Consider the following 19,200-nt stretch of genomic DNA (forward strand, 5'->3'; position numbering starts at 1 on the left):
GTGCACGGACCGTACGGTCCGTGCACCACGCCTGCTGTGGCCGTGCCGTCAGCCCTTGACGGGGCCGCCGTTGATGGCGACGCGCTGGCCGTAGCGGGCGTAGGGGTAGTAGTCGTAGATCGCGTGGTGCTGGACGCAGCGGTTGTCCCAGAAGACGAGCGTGCCCGGCGTCCAGCGGACGCGCAGGTGCAGGACCGGTCTGCGGGCGATGGTGTCGAAGAGCATGTCGAGCAGGGCCCGGCTCTCCTGCTCGGAGAGCTGTGGGATGCGGCTGGTGTAGGCCTTGTTGACGTACAGCAGCTTGCGGTCCGTCTCCGGGTGCCGTGCGACGATCGGGTGCTCGCTCCTGGGGACGACGTAGTCGGCCGGCGGGGTGTAGCCCGCCAGGGCCTGCGCCCCGTCGTGGACAGCGGTCAGCGGGTCCAGCAGGGAGCGCATGGCTGGCGAGAGCATCTCGTAGGCCAGGTGCATGTTGGCGAAGAGGGTGTCACCGCCGCAGCCCGGCTCGGGGACCTCGGTGATGTACAGCATGGATCCCAGCGACGGTTCGGCGTCGGCGGTGCCGTCCGCGTGCCAGCCGTTGCCTGCCACGTTCGCCGCGGCGGACGTCGTGCGGATCTCCAGAACGTAGGGGTCGCCCTCGGGCGGCGGCGGGTTGACGGCCCGCAGCTCCCCGAAGGCCGAGGCGAAGCGCTTGTGGTCCTCGGCGGTGATGGTCTGGTCGCGGAAGACGAGGACGTGGTGGTCACGGAACGCGGTTCGTATCTCCTCGAGTTGCTCGTCCGGGATCTCCTGCGACAGGTCGACCCTCGAGACCTCTGCGCCCAGAACGGGGGTCATCCGCTCGACCCTGAGCGTGCGGTACGGGTGCATCGGACGCGTGGTCACCGCTTCCAGTGCTTCGCGTTCGTATGACTCCATGACGTCCTTCCAGAAGGGGGAGTGGATTACAGGCCTCGGTCGAGCAGTTCGGCGAGGACGATGCGGCCGAAGGCGAGGTTGCCGTGGACCTCGTCGTCGGCCTCGCACAGGTCGGGGCGTTGCAGTCCGTCCGGGCCGGTGGTCCGGTGGCGCAGGTCCACGACGTCGACACCGAGTTCCGTGACGGCCAGCCGGATGCGCTCCTGCGCCGCCATGAACACGGCGGCATCGGACTGGCCCGGGACCCGCTGCGGAGGCATCACCGCAAGCACCCGCAGGCCCAGGTCCACGGCGTACTCGTAGAACGCGAGCGCGTCCCGTACGGCGCCGCGCACGACGGTGTCGAACAGGGTGCCGGCGAGGAAGGCTGGCGCTATCGCGCCGGTGCGGTCGCGGTAAAGGTCCCAGTTCTCCCGCAGCGCGACGAAGTGCGCGCAGAAACCGAACGTCGCGACCAGCGGTATGCCCAGCTCGGCGAGGGCGCCGACGCCGAGCTCCTTGAGGAAGCGGCGGTAGTGCTCTTCGGCTTCGCCGGAGTGGAAGACCACGTCGCTGCCGCCGGTGCCGTGGCGGGTGGTGAAGAAGCTGTCGGTGAACTCCCGTCCGGCACCGATGGGGCCGCCCTGGAACGGGATGCCGGCTTGCCGGGCGGCCTGTCCGATCGGTCCCGCGTGGGAGTCGCCGAGCAGCAGGAACCTAGCGGGGGCTGTAGTAGTCAAGGACGGCATCCTCACAGGCGGCATCTGCCGAACGGGCGGGGGCGTTGTGACCGGGCCGCACCTGTGGTGCCCGGTAGTGGAGTCCGGCCACGAAGTGCCGCATCACGAAGTCGACTCCCTCAGCGGTCACGGTGCGGTGGTTGGGGCCGAAGAAGCGGCTGCCGAAGACCGGCCCGGTGATGAGTTCGTAGGAGGGGAAGTAGTCGATGTCCGGGTCCTCGAGTGCGAGTTGCCCGGCGACCGCGCGCAGCACGGACTTGGTGTAGCCGTTGGCGGCCAGCGCGTGAGCGCCGGTGGCGGTCGCGGTCAGGGGTTGCGGTGAGACCGTCAGCAGGATCCGCAGGCCGGGATTGACCAGCCGTGCCATCCTGATCGCCTCGGTCATGTCCCGGTGGGCCTCGGCGAACGTGAAGTTGTGCAGGACGTACCGGGAGGCGTCGAAGGTGCCGCGCACGGTGCCGGGGCAGGTGGGGTGCACCGTGCCGTCGACGGTGTCCCGCCAGGCTTCGGTGAGCCCCATGGTGAAGACCAGGCAGCTCGCCCTCATGACGGCGGTGCGGATGGCGTCGAGCGTGACGTCGCGCGCCAGCAGCATCTCGGCCGGGGAGACGAAGCCGTCGGGTTCGATCGCCGGCCGGTAGGGGTCGACGCAGCGCTCCCTGTCGGGCCACGCCTCCTGGGGCGGTCGCGTGTGACCCAGGGCCCACGACAGCCACTGGCGCAGGACGGCGGGCGTGTAGATGTTGCCCGTGCGGAACGAGAAGGCGCCGTAGTTGCGGTACCGGCGCTCCTCGCGGGTCAGGCCCGGCGGGGCGGGTTCGGCGTCGAGCCAGTTCATGCCCGAGTCCAGCAGCGCCCGGCCGATCTGCGCGGCGAAGCACGATCCCGCGGTGACGACCGGGTCGTCCTGGCCGAGGGCGAACTTGGGCCTCCAGACGTCGTCGATGTCCAGCGGGTCCGGTTCGGCGACCGCCGGCCGCCAGAACGACCGGACCGGCAGGTACTGGTAGGGGTTCACAGGGCGTGCTCCGATGTGTGCTCGCGGTCGGGCCGGGGGGCGGCGGCGACGTCCGCGAGGGTCGAGGTGATGGTTTCGGCCACGGTGTGGACGTGTGGGGGTGCGACGACGCCGTAGTGGTCGGTGGGAAGCGTTTGCCGCAGGGCGGTGGCGGGCAGGCAGGCGTCCCACTGGCGGGCCGTCTCCCGCGGGTCGCCGGGTGCGGGCACGCCCGCCGTGGGCTGCTCGGCCAGCCACAGGAGGGTGGGGGTGAGGGTGAGCGGCCGTACCCGGTGCTCGCCCAGAGCGTGCAGGTTGGCCCGGCAGCAGCGGGCCAGCCGCTCGGCGTACGCCTGCGCGTGCTGCGCCGACGGCGTCGAGGCCGCGGTGCCGAGTTCGGCGGCGAACACCGTCGCGAGATGGGTCTCGTCGTAGGCGGCGACCAGCGCGTCCGCCCGCGGGGGCGGGGGGTCGAGCAGGTAGAGCGCGTGCAGGGGGCGGCCGGCGCTCTCGGCGAGGGCGGCCATCTCCATGGCGACGCGGGCGCCGAAGGACCAGCCCGCCAGGTGCAGCCGGTGTTCCCGTGTGCCGAAGTGCTCGCGCAGGGCAGCGTCGTAGAGGCGGGCGCGTTCGGCCAGCGACCAGGAGGGCAGGTCGGGGTCGCGCAGGGCGGGGTCGGCGATCAGGCACACGGTCGGTCCGGGATCCAGCGCCGCCACCAGCGACCGGTAGGCCTGGATGTCGCCGCCGACCGGGTGCACCAGGCACAGGACTGCCGAGCCGGTGCCTTCCTGCCAGATGTCGACGGTGACCGGCGACGTGGTGACGGCCGCCCGGTGGGCGGGCGCGGGGGCGAGGGCCTCCTGGAGGTGTTTGAGGATCTCCATGAGACTGACCCGGTGGCTGAAGGTGGCCAGGTCGAACTCGACGCCGTAGTCGTCCTCGATCTGCGCGATCAGACTGAGCAGGGTCAGCGAGTCGGCGCCGAGGTCGTACAGCGAGTCGTCCGGGGCGAAGTCGTCCACACCGAGCAGGTCCTGGATCACGCGGGTCATGGCAGCGGCGCGCTCGGCGGATTCGGCGGCGTCCGCGGTCGCCGCCTCGTCGGCCGGGTCCCGCGCGGGTCCGTTCGGCACCACGGCCGCAGGCTCCGTCCGCATCTGCGGGGCAGGCGCGTAGAAGGCCCGGGAGGACTCGATGTCCGTGGTGGAGACGAGGAGCTGGGGCAGCTGCAGGGCCAGCGCCCGGGCGAAGACCGCTCGGCCCTCCTCGACCGTCAGGCCCACCTCCAGGTGGGCCTGGTGGCGGCTGTCCGCGGCCAGCGCTCGCGTCGCCATTCCCGTCTCGCGCCAGATGTCCCAGTCGACGCTGATCCGGACCGTCCTGTCGGTCTCGGTGGCGCGATGGTGGGCGAAACCGTCGAGAAGGCTCGCGCCGGCGGCGTAGTCCGTCTGGCCGGTGCCTCCGAGCAGAGCGGACATGGAGGAGCAGTACACCGCGACATCCGGGCGGAAGGTCTCGATCAGGCGTTCCACGACGAGGGCGCCGTTCTCCCTGGCGGCCGCGCCGGCGCGCATCGCTGTGGCGTCGCGGCGTCGCAGCAGGCTGCCGAAGCCCTGGCCGGCGGCATGGATCACGCTGTCCAGCCGTGCGGTGTGCGCGGCGACGGCCGCCGCCGCCTCGTGCGGGGGCAGCGCCGCGAGATCGGCTTCGACGAGTGTGATGCGGCCGGCCCAGCGGGCGAGCTCCTCGGGCAGCCGAGGCTTCCTCGACAGCAGCAGGACCTGTCCGGCCGTGTGCTCCAGCAGCCACGCGGCGACGGCCCTGCCGATGCCGCCCGTCCCGCCCAGGACCAGGTGGACCGTGTCGTTGCCGGACGGAACGACCGGCTCGGCGGCGGGCACCGTCGGCACGGGTGTGATGCCCGGTTGCCACCAGTAGCCCTGCCGCAGCGCGAGCTGCCGGGGCAGCGCCGGGCCGGTCGGGTCCTGGGGCGCACGGCGCATCTGGGCGATGACCGAGGCGATGTGGGGTGCCCACCGGGCGAGGCCGCCGTCGGGGAGGTCCAGCCAGTGTCCGGCCAGGGCGTTCTCCTGGTACGAGACCTCGACCGGCCCCGCGAGGAGGGCCAGTTCGGGTCGCTGCACCGTGCCGTTCACCGGACGCGCGCCGTACGACAGCCACCACACACGGGGGGTTCCGGTGCGGCCGGACACCGCCTGCGCCAGCGCGGCGGTGGTGTCCAGACAGGCGTGGCGGGCTTCCGCCAGCGCCTCCGGACCGACAGGCCCGGCCACGGCCAGCGGCAACGCGTGGACCCATTCGGTGTCGGCGAGACCGTCGCCGACCTCCTCGGACAACGCGTCGAACAGCAGGCGCAGGGACGCCGGGTCGGCCGGATCGGCCTCGAAGACGTCCGGCCTACGGCGCGCGAAGGCGTCGGCAGGATGCACCCGCACCACACGAGCCGCCACCGTTGCGAAGGCGTCGAACGCCTCTCGCGGCACCGTCTCAGGAGCCACGACGACCACGACGCGGGCGCGCTGGGACGGTGGGACGGTGCCGCCCTGGGCCGCGCGGCGCAGTCGGACCCAGTGCGGCTGGTGCAGCCACTCGGTCTGCGGCAGCCTTCGGGGGCCGGCCGGTACGGCCTTCGGTGTGCGGTCGAGGTCGTACGGCGCGAGCGCGAAGGACGGGGGCGGGAAGTCCCAGGGCGCCGGGGCCGGGCCCGGCTGCCAGTCGATGTTCCGCCCGGCGTTCCACTGCCGGGCGAGGTCGTGTGCCGCACGGTCCGCCGCGGGAACGGGGGGTGTGTCCGGGTCCAGTACGGCGTGCGGGATCTCGCCGGCGGCCACTGAGTTCAGCCAGCGCACCGCGGAGTCGACGCCGGACACGGGTGCCGCGACCCTCAGTCGGCGTGCCGGACGCCCGGCCTGAAGATGACGCAGCGCCGGCTCGTAGTGTTCGGGACGCAGCCGGAGGTGTTCCGCGATCCGGGCGGCGTCGGCCGCGAGGGCCTGGGCGCTGGTCGCGGAGAGCACCAGGCACTCCGGGACCGCCGCCGACGGATCGGTGCCGGCCGGGGGCCCCGGCTCCAGGACGACGTGTGCGTTCGTGCCGCCGATGCCGAAGCTGCTGACCGCGGCGACCCGTGCGCGTCCCGCCGGCCACGCCGTGGCCCGGGTGGGGACGTGGAAGGGAGTGGGGTCGGGGCCGATCTCCGGATTGAAGGCCCGGAAGTTGAGGTTGGGCGGAATGGTGCCGTGGTGCAGGGCCAGGGCGGCGCGCACGAGGCCCACCACGCCGGCGGCCGCGCCCAGGTGCCCGAGCTGGCTCTTGACCGAGCTGAGGGCGCAGCGGCCGGACTCGCCGACGTCGAACGCCTGGCGCAGCGCGCTCACTTCGATGGGATCGCCCAGCCGGGTGCCGGTTCCGTGTGCCTCGACGTAGCCGAGGTCGGCGCCGGTGCGTCCGGCGCGGGCCAGGGCGGTGCGGATGACCTCGCGCTGCCCGGCCAGGGACGGCGCGGTGTAACTCATCTTGGCAGAGCCGTCGTTGTTGATCGCGGAGCCGGTGATCACCGCGTAGACGGTGTCGCCGTCGTGGCGGGCCTGCCGCAGTGGTTTGAGGACCACGACACCGACGCCGCTGGCTCCGACCGTCCCGGTCGCGTCGTCGCTGAAGGGCCGGCAGTCGCCGTCGGCGGAGAAGATGTGCTGCGGTCGGTAGCGGTAGCCGTCGGTCAGTCCGGGGTCGATGAGGACGCCGCCGGCGAGCATCACGTCGGCCTCGCCCTGACGGAGCAGACCGGCCGCGAGGTGCACGGCGACCAGGGAGCTGGAGCAAGCCGTCTGGGCGCTGAAGGCCGGGCCGGTCAGGCTGAGGTGGTAGGCCGCCTTGGTGGCCAGGAAGTCCTTCTCGTGGTGCAGGGCGAGCTGGAAGCCGTCGGGCAGCCGGGCGGGGTCCGCCTCGCGCAGCAGGGACTGGAAGTAGGTGTTCTCCCCGGCGCCGGCGACCAGCCCCACACGGGTGCTGGAGGTGTCCCGGACACCCGCGTGGGCCAGGGCCTGGACGCAGGTCATCAGTAGGTGGCGCTGCTGGGGGTCCATCAGGCGGGCTTCGTGCGGACTGATGCCGAAGTGGCCCGGGTCGAAGTCGAACATGCCGTCGAGTGTGCTGTGCGCGCCGATGATGCCCTCGGGGGCGTCGATGCGGCGGATGCCGGTGCCGCCGGAGACCACCAGGTCCCAGAACGCGGCCAGGTCCGAAGCGCCTGGCAGGCGTACGGCCATGCCGACGATCGCGATCGGCTCGCTCGGGTCCGTTGCGGTTCTCTCGCTGGGTCTCGTGACGGCGGGTGTGCGGATGTCGGGTGGGTCACTGGCGGCGAGGTGGCGGGCCAGGGCGCGGACGGTGACGTGCTCGAACAGCTCGGCGACGCCGAAGCGCAGGCCGAGTTCGGTGGTGCAGCGCAGGTGGAAGCGCATGAGGGTGAGGCTGGAGGCGCCCGCCTCGAAGAAGGTCTGGTCCGGTTCGATGCTCGCACCGGTGACCGCCTCGAACACGGCGGTGAGCCGTGCCTCCTCGTGCGTCAGTCCGGCGCGGGGGGCGGACGAGCGGCTGATCTCCTCGCCCGGCGCCCGCAGAGCCGCCTTCCGGTCCAGCTTGCCGCTGGGAGTGCGCGGCAGGGCTTCGAGCCGGCGGAAGCGGTCCACGCGGACGTAGGAGGGCAGCAGAGCGGAGAGGTGTGCCGTCAGATCGTCGGCGGCCGGGGTATCTGCGCGGAACTCCAGGCAGGCCGCCAGCCGGTCGCCGTCACGGGCCACGACGGCGTTGACGACGGCCGGGTGGCGCAGCAGGGCCGCTTCGACGGAGCCGAGTTCCAGCCGGTGCCCGCTCAGCTTGATCTGTTGGTCGTCACGGCCCGCGTAGTGCAGCAGGCCGTCGTGGTCGAACCAGGCCTGGTCGCCGCTGCGGTAGTAGAGGCCCTCACCGGGCACTTCGAGGAATCGGGTGTCGTTGAGACCGGGGTCGTCGAGGTAGCAGCGGCTGGTCATGGTGCCGCCGAGCAGCAGCTCGCCGGTGCAGCCGGGTGGTACCGGGTCGCCGTGGGCGTCCACCACCCGCAGGTCGGCGCCGGCCACCGGCCGCCCGATGGCGGGCCGTTCGGGCCACTGCCGCGGGTCCCCCTCCAGACACAGGGCGCTGACCACGTGCGTCTCGGTGGGACCGTAGTGGTTGAAGAGGCGGGCGCCCGGCAGTCCCGCGAACCAGCGGCGGATGGTGTCGGTGCACACCAGCTGCTCGCCTGCGGTGACCACTTCGCGCAGCCGGGACGGGTATCGTCCCAGGCGCACGCCGTACTCGGCGAGCAGTTGCAGCGCTACGTACGGCATGAAGATCCGCTCGGCTCCCGCGGACTCTAGCCGGTCCAGGAGGGCGGGGATGTCCTGGCGCCAGCCGGGGTGTACGAGGTGGAGGCTGCCGCCGGTGCACAGCGTCCCGAAGATCTCCTGGAAGGAGACGTCGAAGGACAGCATCGAGAACTGCTGGGTAGCCGCCGAGGCGGCCAGGCTTCCGGGCCCGGACTGCCACTGGATCAGGTCGCACAGGGTGCGGTCGGATATCTGGACACCCTTGGGGACACCGGTCGAGCCCGAGGTGAACAGCGTGTACAGCGGCCGGTCGCGGTGGTGCGCGCGCCTGTCGTACGGGGCCGTCGCGCTCCCGGCCGGCTTTGCTGCGAGGGCGACGCGATGGCGGACGACGCCGTCCGGGAGCAGAACGTCAAGTGCTGACGCGGGCTCGGAGGCCGTCAGTACGCACAGGGGGTCGACCCGCTCCAGGACGCGACGCAGCACCTCGGCCGGGTAGGAGGGGTCGAGGGGGACGGCGGTGACGTTCAGCCGTGCCAGCGCCAGCAGCGCCACCACGTGTTCGACCGACGGGTCCAGGTACAGGGCCGCCCGGCAGGGGGTGCCGTCGAGGGGGATCGAGCAGCGGTCGGCCAGGTCCGCGGCGAGGGCCGCGGCGTGGGCGTCGAGCTCCGCGTAGCTCAGGGACTGTCCGTCCGCGGTCACGACGGCGCAGGCGTGCGGGGTCCGGACGACCTGACGTGCGAAACCCTCGGCGACGGTGGTGAAGCCCGGTTCGGGGGCGGGACCGCGTCCGAACCGGGGCAGGGAGCGCCGGTAGGGGGCGACCAGTTCCCGCGGGGTGGAGCGCCCGCCCGCGGCGAGTGCGTCCACACCCCGCCGCAGCAGGTCGGCCATCGCTTCGACGGCCTCGCCGGTGAAGCGGTCCTCGGCGTACTCCCATAGCAGGTCGAGCCCGTCGGCATGTTCGAGGACGGAGACCGTCATCGGGCACTTGGCCTCCGGGGCGGCCCACCACACAGGACGCTGGGCGCAGCCCGGCAGGCGCAGTGCGCCGAAGTCGGTGTTCTCCAGGACGAACAGCACGTCGAAGGGAGGGCCGTCGCCGACGGCCTCCCATTCGGTCAGCACGTCGGCGAGGGCCACGTCCTGGCGTTGCAGCACCTGCCCGGTGTCGGCTCCGGTACGGGTGAGCTGGGAGCGCAGGCCCTCACCCGGTGACACCGTCACCGGCAGCAGCACGGTGTTGGCCAGCATTCCCACGCTGTCTTGGAAGTCGCGGACGGGGCGGTTGGCGACCGGGGCGGCGATGCGGGGGCGGAGCAGGCCGGTCACCCCGTACAGGCTCCAGGAGAATGCGCCCAGCAGCACCTGGAAGCGGGTCAGGCCGAGCTCGGCGCAGAGCCGGTCGACCTCGGCCCGGCGCACCACGTCGAGGGTGGTGTGCAGCAGCCGAGCCCGCGGTGCCGGACCGCCGGCCTGGTCCGGGAGCGGTTCCTGGGGTTCCTCCAGGCCTCGGTAGTAGGCCAGGAGCTCGTTGCGCCGCTCCTGGTAGGCGGCGGTGGCGAACCAGTCGGACTGCCAGGCGGCGAAGTCCAGCGGGGTGGGCGCCGCCCTCCCGCTCTCGCCGGCCTCGGTGCCTGCGCCGGTACCGGTCCCGGTTTCGGCGTAGGCGGTGGACAGATCCTGGAGCAGGACGCTCAGCGACCAGCCGTCGACGGCGATGTGGTGCAGGTGCAGCAGCAGGGTGCCGCCGTAGTCGTCGGGCAGCCAGCAGGCTCGCAGCATGCGCGGCACGGCGAGGTCGAAGGGTTCGGCGAAGAAGGTGTCGGCGAAGGCGTGCGCCTCCTGCTCGTCCCACGTGCGGCCCTCGCCCGGATCGTGCCAGGGGTCGTACGGCTCGTCGACGGTCTGCCGCAGCCCGTGCGGCCCGAGGACGAAGCCCGTGCGCAGTGCGGGGTGGCGTGCCACCACGGTCCGCAGCGCCCGCCGCAGCGCGGTGGTGTCGACGGGTCCGTCCACACGGAAGGCCTGGTTGACGGAGTAGGCGAGGGACGAGGGAGTACGACGCTGCAGCAGCCACAGGCGTTCCTGCTCGGCGGTGGCGGCCGCCGACCGGGCGTCGGTCCTCAGCGGTACCGGGTAGGTGCTCTTCTCGCCCGTCCCGGCCGCGGCGACGGCCCGCGCGATGCCGGCCATGTCTCCGTGGAGGACGTCCGTCTGCGCCACGTCGCAGCCCCATCGCCGGCGGATCGCGAAGCAGAGCCGCAAGGCCTTCAACGAGTCGCCACCACTGGCGATCCACCGGTCGCCGAGCCCGAGGCCCGTCGTCTGCAGGATGTCCTCGGCCAGTTCCAGGACCTCCCGCTCGGTACCCGTCGCGGTGCGGACGTCCGTCGCGGCGGGCCGCCAGGGCCGGTCGGCCCGCCGCAGCAGGGCGGCCTGGTCGACCTTGCCATTGGCGTTGAGGGGCAGTTCGTCGAGGCGATGAATTTGGTGCGGGCGCATGTAGGCGGGCAGGTGGGCCGTCAGATGGGCGTCGAATTCCTCGTAGGACAGCTCCTGTTGCAGGACCACGAACGCCAGCAGTTCGTTCGGGCCCTCCTCGCTCGCGCGACGGGTGCACACATGGGCCCGCCGGATCGCCGGATGGGACAAGACCCGGCGTTCCACCTCGCCGGGCTCGATCCGGAAGCCGCGGACCTTGACCTGGCGGTCGGTCCGGCCGACGTACTCGATCCGGCCCTCGTCGTCGCACCGCACCAGGTCCCCGGTGCGGTAATACCGCTCGGCGCCGCCGTCGAGCCATGCCAGTCGTACGAAGCGCCGCTCGGTCTCCTCGGGAAGGTTGCGGTAGCCGGCCGCGAGTCCCTCGCCGCTGAGCAGGAGCTCGGCCACCTCGCCGGGCGCGGCGGTCTTCTCCTGGCCCGGCACGACCAGGACGGCACCGGTCTGCGGCAGGGGCCGGCCGATGGGCACCACGTCACCGGTGAAGTCCCGCGGGATCGGGTGGCACAGGGCGAAGGTGGTGGACTCCGTCGGCCCGTAGATGTTGAACAGACGGGTGGCGCTGTCCGCGTTGTCCTCGTACCAGCGGCGCATCACCCGGGGGTTGAGCTGCTCGCCGCCCACCAGTACCTCACCGGCCGCGGCGAAGCAGTCCGGCACGGCCGTCACCATCGCGTTGAACAGGGCGGTCGTGATGAAGACGGTGTCCACCCGCTCACGGCGCAGTGCCGCGGCCAGCCGCTCGGGGGTCTGTACGTCGCCGTCGCGCAGGATCACGCAGCAGCCGCCGGTCAGCAGCGGCGCCCAGACCTCGAAGCTCAGCGCGTCGAACGCCGGATTCGCCAGGCAGGAGTAGCGCAGGCCGGGGGCGATGCGGACGTATCCGGGCCGGGCCAGGCGCATGATGCCCGAGTCGCGGACCTCGACGCCCTTGGGCCGCCCGGTCGTGCCGGAGGTGTAGAAGAGGAAGGACACCTCGGGCGCGGCGGGAGGAGCCGACACGGCGGAGACCGCGGACGCGGCTTCCGGCAGTGCGGGCACCAGCCGGTCGACATCGAGCGACGTGACGCCGGGCGGCAGCTCCGTCGCCGTCCACACGGAGGAGTGCACCAGGGCGGCCGCCGCGGAGTCCTCCAGGATGAAGCGACGCCGGTCGGCGGGGCTCTGCGTGTCCAAGGGCACCACCTGGCAGCCCAGCCGCAGGACGCCCAGCATCACGCAGACCAGCTGCCATGAGCGCGGCAGCGCCACCGCGACCGCCTGACCGGCGCGCACACCCTCGCGGCGCAGGGCCTCGGTCACGGCAGCGGCCGTGGCGTCGAGGGTCGCGTAGTCCAGTCGTACCTCGCCGTCGGCGACGGCCTCGGCCTGCGGGGTGCGCAGGGCCTGGCGGTGGACTTCCAGGGCGATCCCCGTCGGTGCGCCGTCGGCCGTCACCGTGCCGGTCGGGGATGCGGTGGCTTGCGGTTCCATCACGCCTCCCGCGCGGCGGTGGGGCGGTGATGCCCGGTGCCGGCCCTGCCGGTGCCGGAGGCCAGGAGATCGAGTTCGGCGACGAGGACTGCGGCGACGTGCGGGAGTTCGTCGCTCTCCAGCATGTCCCAGTGACCGCAGGCCACCGGTTCGACCAGGAAGTCGCCGCTGACGCGGTGCTGCCAGAAGGCGCGCAGCCGGGCGGCGGCCTGCTCCGCGTCCTCGTCGTCCACGGCCGTCGCCTGCATCAGCACGACACGGGCCGGCGAGTCGGGTACGACGTAGTCGCGGGCCGTCTCGCGGTGGTGGTTGTACACGTTCAGGTAGCGGGCCACCTGGTCGTCGTCGATGCCGGGATACATGCCGTTGAAGCGGACCAGCTTCTCCCGGAACTCCGCCATGCCCACGGGCGCGAGCGCGGCGTGCCGCTGCGCGTCGTCGGCGCCGTGGGTGTCCAGCAGGACCACGCTGACCTTCTGGTGTCCGGTCGCCATCAGACGGCGGCCCATCTCGTAGGCCACGAGGCCGCCGTAGGACAGTCCGCACAGCACGAGTTCCTCGTCCGGGCGGGCGTCGACGAGCCGTAGGTAGGCGAGGGCCATCGCCTCGACGCCGGGGAGGGTGGACTCGCCGGGATTGATTCCGGGCGCCTGCAGTCCCATCACGCCCACGTCGTCGGGGAGTGCCGCGGACAGCGGCAGATAGCAGAAGGCGGTGCCGCCGGCCGGATGGACGCACACCACACGCTGCCGGCCACGGCCGGCGCGGAACTCGACGAGGCTGCTGTGCTCCGCGGACCGCGGGGACCCGGATCTGTCGCCGCGCACCCGTTCGGCGAGCGCCTCGATGGTCGGGTGCAGCATGACGTCCCGTACCGGCAGGCCGACGCCGAGCTCCTCCTGGACGGCGGAGGCCATCTTGATCGCGGAGATCGATGTGCCGCCGAGCTCGAAGAAGTCGTCTCCGACGCCGATGTCCGGGTGGACCAGTACGCGCCGCCAGATCCGGTGGAGCGCCATCTCGACGTGGTCACGGGGGGCGGCGGTGTTGACCCGTTCGGCGTGGGCCCCCGCGGTGGCGCGCAGCACGGCCGTGCGGTCCACCTTGCCGCTGCGGTTCAGCGGCAGGCTCGTGAACTCGGCGAACACGACGGGGATCATGTAGTCGGGCAGGCGGTTCTTCAGGGCGGCGCGCCACTCGTACGCCGTCCGCGTCACGTCGCTGTCGCATCCCACACCCGCGACCAGGCGGGGGCCACCCGGGGTGTCACGGTCGGCCAGGACCACGGCCTGCCGTACTCCGGGCACCGCCAGCAGGGCCGCCTCGACCTCGCCGGGTTCGATGCGGAAGCCGCGCAGCTTGAGCTGGTCGTCGCGGCGGCCGACGTATGCGGCGTTGCCGTCCGGCAGCCAGCGCGCCAGGTCGCCGGTGCGGTAGACGCGCTCGCCGGGCACGAACGGGTCGGGCAGGAAGCGCTCGTCGGTGAGGTCGGGCCGGTGGAGATATCCGCGGGCCAGGCTCGCCCCGCCGAGATAGACCTCGCCGGGCACTCCCACGGGCACCGGGCGCATCCGGTCGTCCAGCAGGTACAGGCGGGTGCCGCGCAGTGGCCGCCCGATGGGGCAGGGGCGTTCGTAGGGCTGGGGGTCGGTGTAGGCGGTGGAGTAGAGCGTGGCCTCGGTCGGACCGTAGCCGAAGCAGATGCGCAGACCGGGCAGCAGCCGGCACATGCGATGCAGGGCGCCCTCGGGCAGGGACTCCACCCCGGTCAGCAGCCGACGCAGACTCAGTCCGGAGAGGCGGGCGGCCGGGTCCTCGTCGATCCACAGGACGTAGGACGGGGGCAGGAAGGTCTGCGTGACCTTGTGCTCGCGCAGCCAGTCCATGAGCTGCGCCGGGTCGCCGCGGAGTTCGTCGGGGACGATGTGGAGCTCGGCCCCGGTGGTCAGCGGCATGAGGAGCTCGTGCACGGAGGCGTCGAAGCCGATGCTCGACCAGGCCGACGCCGCTTCACCGGGGGCGTCGCCCATGAGCTCGCGCCAGTGGTCGAAGAGGTTGACGACGCTGCCGTGGGTGACCGCGACCCCCTTGGGGCGGCCGGTCGATCCGGAGGTGTAGATGACGTACGCGAGCCGGCTCGGGTCCTCCCCGACCTCCGGTGTGTCGTCGCGGGCTCCCTCGGCCTCGACGTCCGCCAGGGTCTCCCACCGGTCCCGCTCGCCGGCGAGTGCCGCCCGGTCGGTGAGGACCAGCGCCGGCTCGGCGTCGCCCACCATGACCGCGAGCCGTTCCGAGGGCTGTCCCGGGTCGAGCGGCAGGTAGGCGGCACCGGCCTTGAGGATGCCGAGCACTCCGACGACGAGTTCGGCAGTCCGTCCGGTGTGCACGCCCACGACGTCGTCGGGCCGCACTCCGCGGGCGATCAGCGCGTGGGCGAGCCGGTTGGTCCTGCGGTCGAGCGTCGCGTAGTCGAGTTCCGTGCCCCCGGCCACCACGGCCGACTGGCGGGGCCGTTCGCGCACCTGTGCCGCGAACCGCTCCAGCAGGCCCGCCGCCGTGGGCGCACCCGGTACGTCCGCGGCGGGTCCGTTGCTGAAGCCGGCGAGGAGTTCTTGCTGCTCGTCCTCGTCCAGCAACGTCAGGTCGGCCACCAGGGCCCCGGGGTTCTCGGTCATCAGGCGCAGCACGCGCAGGAACTGGCGCACGAACCGTTCGACGGTCGCGCGGTCGAAGAGGGCCACGGCGTAGTCGATCTCGCCGTCGAGGCGGGTCCCTTCGTCGGCCAGGGCCAGGACCATGTCGAACTTGGCGGGGACGTGTGCGGCGTCCTGCCGCAGTTCGACGTCCAGACCGGGCAGCCGCAGCTCGTTCCGCATGGAGGGGACCCAGGCGAACATGGTCTGGAACAGGGCCGTGTAGGCCGGGCTGCGCGGCGGGTTGACCAGTTCCACGACGCGCTCGAAGGGCAGGTCCACGTGCTTGAGGGCGCCGCGGATGCGCTGGTTCACCTGCTCCATCGCCTCGGTGACGCTGGGGCGGCCGGAGAGGTCTGCGCGCAGGGCCAGGGTGTTGACGAAGAAACCGATCAGGCCCTCGACGTCCCCGCGGCGACGGTTCGACGTGGGGGCGCCGACGACTATGTCGTCCTGCCCGGAGAGCAGCGACAGCAGCACCGACCAGCCGGTCAGCACGGTCGCGTACAGGGAGACCCCGGTGCGTGCGGCGAGGTCGCGCAGGGCCTGGGTGAGCTCCTCGCCGACGGTCACCGCCACCCGGTCGCCGTGGAAGGTCTGCTCGGGCGGGCGGGGCCGGTCGGTGGGCAGGGAGATCACTGCCGGGACGCCGGCCAGCGCGCTGGTCCAGTACTCCGCGTGCGCGGCGGGTTCCTCTCCCGACATCCACTCCCACTGCCAGCGGGTGTAGTCGCTGTACTGCCAGACCAGTTCCGGCAGGGCCGCGTCCTCGCCCTGCCGGAGCGCGGTGTACACCAGGCCCAGTTCGCGCAGCAGCGTCGAACGGGACCAGCCGTCGAAGACGATGTGGTGGGCCGTCAGCAACAAGACGTGGTGGTCCGGTGCGAGGGCTACGAGACGGCCGCGCACCATGGGCTCCTCGCCGAGGCGGAACGGAGTACCCTCCACCGCCCGCCGCGCCTGCTCGAACCGCCGGGCGGCGTCCGGGAGTCCGGTCAGGTCCTCGAAGGTCACCGGGAAACCGGTCTCCGGCGGATCGACGACCTGGAGCGCGGTGCCGCCGGAGGGCACCAGACGTGTGCGCAGGGCTTCGTGGCGGGCGGCGAGAAGATGGAGCGCCTGGATGAGCAGGTCGCGGTCCAGCGGGCCCCGGATGTCGAAGGGCATCGGCTCGTTGTAGGCGGCGCTGGCGTCTCCGTCCATGCGCGCCATGACCCACAGCCGTTCCTGCCCGAGGGACAGCGGCACGGGAGACGGTACGTCGTCCGAGTGACGGGTGACTGGGGTTCGGGGGGCAGACACGGAAGACCCTTCACGAGAAAAGAACGCGGTTCGGACACCGGATTCAGAGATTCAAGGGCGCCTGCATGCAGGCGCGCGAAGTACGGAGATGCCGGGTTCGCGATGTGGGGGAAATGTTTCCTTCAAAGCCGCCGGGACGCGCGAGGTCGGAATTGTTCGGCCGCGAGTGCTTTCCAGCGGAGCCGCAGTTGTGGCGACATCGGACAGGTGACTCTACGGAGACCCTCATCGGGCTGCACGGGGGATGTATTTACAGGTCAACCCCGGTCTTGGGTCTGGCTGGGTGCGGTCATCGCTCGCCTGACGCCACGAGGTCGCGTCAGGTGCAGGCGGATGAGCAGGTGAGGGGATATCGCCCGTTCCTGTTCGCTGTTTCGGGGATCGGTTTCGCTGACATTAATTCCAGTCTTGTTTAATGGGCAACGGTGACCCGCGTCACACTGCCATGTGTCGCTCTATCTCATATGCGCGGCGGGCGACTGTAGAGGATCTCGAGAAGGTTAGTCGACGGGAATTCTCCGGTAATGGGCTTTTGGGGCAACGTGAATGCCCTAAGGGGCATCGGCGCTCGATGCGGTTCGGCTCCATGGGGGCTCGCCGCGTCGCCTCGGCGCGGTGGCCGTCGCTTCAATTGTTGAACTTGAAACTACAAGGGTGTGCCTGTAGCTCTGTCTGTACATGATCTCCACGAAGGGGCGACATGCACGGAACGGTCAATGGATTCAGTTATGGGTGGGTCACACCCGTCGTGGCGTACGTCATGGCGTGCCTCGGCGGCGCTCTTGCGCTGCGCTGCGTCGCCCGTTCTCTGCTGGTGGAGGGTTCCTTCAAGGCCGGCTGGCTCGCGCTGGGAGCGGCGGCGCTGGGGTGCGGCATCTGGTCGATGCACTTCATCGGGATGGTCGGGTTCCGCATCATCGATGTGCCCGTCAACTACGACGTGCCGCTGACCGTGCTCAGCCTGGTCGTGGCCGTCGTGGTGGTGAGCCTGGGCGTCTTCCTGGTCGGGTACCGCGGAGCGGGACGCGCCACCTTGGGCATGGCGGGGCTGACGACAGGACTCGGCGTGGCGGCGATGCACTACATCGGCATGGCAGGCGTGACGTTCCAGGGAAGTCTGCGGTACCAGCCCGTCGTCGTCGCGGTCTCCGTCGCCATCGCGGTGGTGGCCGCGACGGCCGCGCTCTGGGCGGCCGTGACCGTCCGCGGCTTCCTGCCCAGTCTCGGGGCCAGTCTCGTCATGGGCGTGGCTGTCACCGGCATGCACTACACCGCCATGACCGGCCTGTCCGTCCACCTGCACGAGCAGGGCGCGGTGGACCAGGGTTCGTCCCTGGCGAAGATGCTGGTCCCGATGCTCATCGGGCCGGTTCTCTTCATTCTGCTCGCCGGCGTCATCGTGATGTTCGACCCGCTGCTCGTCTCCGGTGAGGGCCTCGGCAACGCACCGGCCGGACACGGGGGCGGTGAAGTCCCTTCGGCCTTCGCGAAGGCCGGCAGCCGCCACCGGCGCGACACGTCCGAGTTCTACGGCGGATAGCCGGCCGATCCGGCAGGCGGCCGTCCGACGCCGTCGGCTCCGCCCGTGCCGCGGTCCTCCGCGTGCGACAGCGCGGTCCAGGCGGCTCCTGCACCGCACACGCCTCGGCCCGTCCAGGCGCTGATCGCACCGGACGGGCCGAGGCCAGTGGCCCGGCACCGCGTGGGGCGGCCGGGTCACGGCGGGGGTGGCGGGCGCCTGGCTCAGGCGGCGGAGAGGCCGGCCTTCAGGGCGGTCGTGATGTGGACGACGCGCTCGGCCTGGATGCGGGCGGCCTCACGGGTCGTGTCGTTCACGGGGTTGTTGCCCTGGGCGTCGACGTGCGAGGTGCCGTAGGGGTTGCCGTCGGCGAACTTGGCGGCGTCGGTGTAGCCGGGGGCGACCACGATGCCGCCGAAGTGGTGGAAGGACGTGTACAGGGCGAGAAGGGTGGACTCCTGGCCGCCGTGGGCCGTGGCGGACGAGGTGAAGCCGCTGTAGACCTTGTTGGCGAGCTTGCCCTGCGCCCAGAGGCCGCCGAGGGTGTCGATGTACTGCTTGAGCTGCGAGGCGATGTTGCCGAAACGGGTGGGGGAGCCGAAGACCACGGCGTCGGCCCACTCGATGTCGTCCGGGGTGGCCTCGCGGATGTCCGCGGTGGCGGCGGCGTTGGCGGCCCACGCGGGGTTGGAGTCGATGGCCGACTGCGGGGCCAGTTCGGCGGCCTTGAGCAGGCGGACCTCGGCGCCGGCCTTCTCCGCGTACTGGGCTATCTCCTTGCCGACCTCGGCGATCGTGCCGGTGGAGGAGTAGTAGATGACAGCTACCTTGATCGGCGTGCTCACGGCTTCGTTCTCCGGTTCGTTGGAGTTGTTCGTGCGGTTGCGGCTGAAGATGCCCATGGCGGGTCGCAATCTTGTGGTTCAGTGCCCGCACTTCGGGCACTTGTTGAATATTAAACCGAATGATCGTTGAATATTGAATCATATGAGTCTTGTCACACGACGGGGCATGGAAGAGCCGGCCCCGGCGGACGGCTCTCGATGAAGTGACCCGGCACCGGGGCCACCACCTCGCGGATGCCCCGAACGGCTGAGACGACGGATCTCCGTGCCCTTCGCCGGTGCCGCCCGAGCGGCGGCCTGGCGCGGACTGCCCGATCGATCGAACCACGGTGCCTCTTGAGGCGTCTTGATCGAATCGGGCTTGCCGCGCACAGACGGTGGCTGCCACGCTCGTGGAGCCGGTTCGCACCGACTGTCCTTGGTGCGGACGGGCAGGCGAACAGCCGGTCGGCATGGACCGGTTGTCTGCGTGGCCCCGGGTCGGAGCGCTTGTTCCATGGGGAGACCCGGGGGAGCAGAGCGCCTTGTCGCCAGCACCACAGGCCGGCCGGTCCCCAGGACCGGTCCTGCGGATCTGGTGCGCCCCCACTTGTTGCGTCCCAGCGGCTGTGGGGCGCAGGTGGCCGTCTCCCGCGATCCGGCGACGGTCACCTGCACGCGCTCCGTCGCCATGGGGGCGACGGAAACATGTTCCGGGAGCGACCGGTTCCCGTGCCCGGGTGAGGGCCGGGTTCATGGTCGGGTGCCTCTGCCGAGCGTCGTCGGCAGCGGACAAGGGCAGGTTGTGATGGGTAGGCCACTTCCCCAGGTGGTTTCACACCGCCTCCCGCTCCGGCACGGCCGGTTCC

7 protein-coding genes are annotated in these 19,200 nt (G+C 71.7%); 1 reads left to right on the forward strand and 6 read right to left on the reverse strand.

The window, feature by feature from the left end; translation table 11 throughout:
- Positions 1-48: 48 nt before the first annotated feature.
- From ABT085_RS27900 to ABT085_RS27920, 5 genes are read right to left on the reverse strand one after another with little or no spacing between them, the layout of a single operon-like run.
- Positions 49-921 carry a TauD/TfdA dioxygenase family protein gene (locus tag ABT085_RS27900; RefSeq protein ID WP_351613583.1) on the reverse strand — a complete coding sequence of 291 codons (873 nt, stop codon included), beginning with the start codon at positions 919-921 and terminating at the stop codon, positions 49-51.
- Between the two features lie 26 nt (positions 922-947).
- Positions 948-1,649 (reverse strand): hypothetical protein, encoded by a 702-nt coding sequence (locus ABT085_RS27905; protein WP_351613586.1) that lies wholly within the window; start codon positions 1,647-1,649, stop codon positions 948-950.
- Entirely contained in the window at positions 1,618-2,658 is a 1,041-nt protein-coding gene (locus ABT085_RS27910; protein WP_351613589.1) for a GSCFA domain-containing protein, read from the reverse strand. The genes ABT085_RS27905 and ABT085_RS27910 overlap by 32 nt, the downstream gene beginning before the upstream one ends.
- On the reverse strand, positions 2,655-11,993 hold the full coding sequence (locus tag ABT085_RS27915; RefSeq protein WP_351613592.1) for a non-ribosomal peptide synthetase: 9,339 nt from the start codon (positions 11,991-11,993) through the stop codon (positions 2,655-2,657). Before ABT085_RS27915 ends, ABT085_RS27910 begins: the two co-directional genes overlap by 4 nt.
- Entirely contained in the window at positions 11,993-15,934 is a 3,942-nt protein-coding gene (locus ABT085_RS27920) for a non-ribosomal peptide synthetase (protein ID WP_351613595.1), read from the reverse strand. The genes ABT085_RS27915 and ABT085_RS27920 overlap by 1 nt, the downstream gene beginning before the upstream one ends.
- Before the next feature lie 754 nt (positions 15,935-16,688).
- On the opposite strand from ABT085_RS27920, the gene ABT085_RS27925 reads away from it, so the two are divergent.
- The gene (locus tag ABT085_RS27925) at positions 16,689-17,528 is read left to right on the forward strand and encodes an MHYT domain-containing protein (protein ID WP_351613597.1); all 840 of its coding nucleotides are present in this window, start codon (positions 16,689-16,691) and stop codon (positions 17,526-17,528) included.
- Positions 17,529-17,731: 203 nt separating this feature from the next.
- Here the strand turns inward: ABT085_RS27925 and wrbA are convergent, their stop codons facing one another.
- Entirely contained in the window at positions 17,732-18,352 is a 621-nt protein-coding gene (wrbA, locus tag ABT085_RS27930; protein WP_351613599.1) for an NAD(P)H:quinone oxidoreductase, read from the reverse strand.
- Positions 18,353-19,200 lie beyond the last annotated feature (848 nt).

The sequence above is a fragment of the Streptomyces sp. NPDC002265 genome, assembly GCF_040296125.1.
GTDB lineage: Bacteria > Actinomycetota > Actinomycetes > Streptomycetales > Streptomycetaceae > Streptomyces.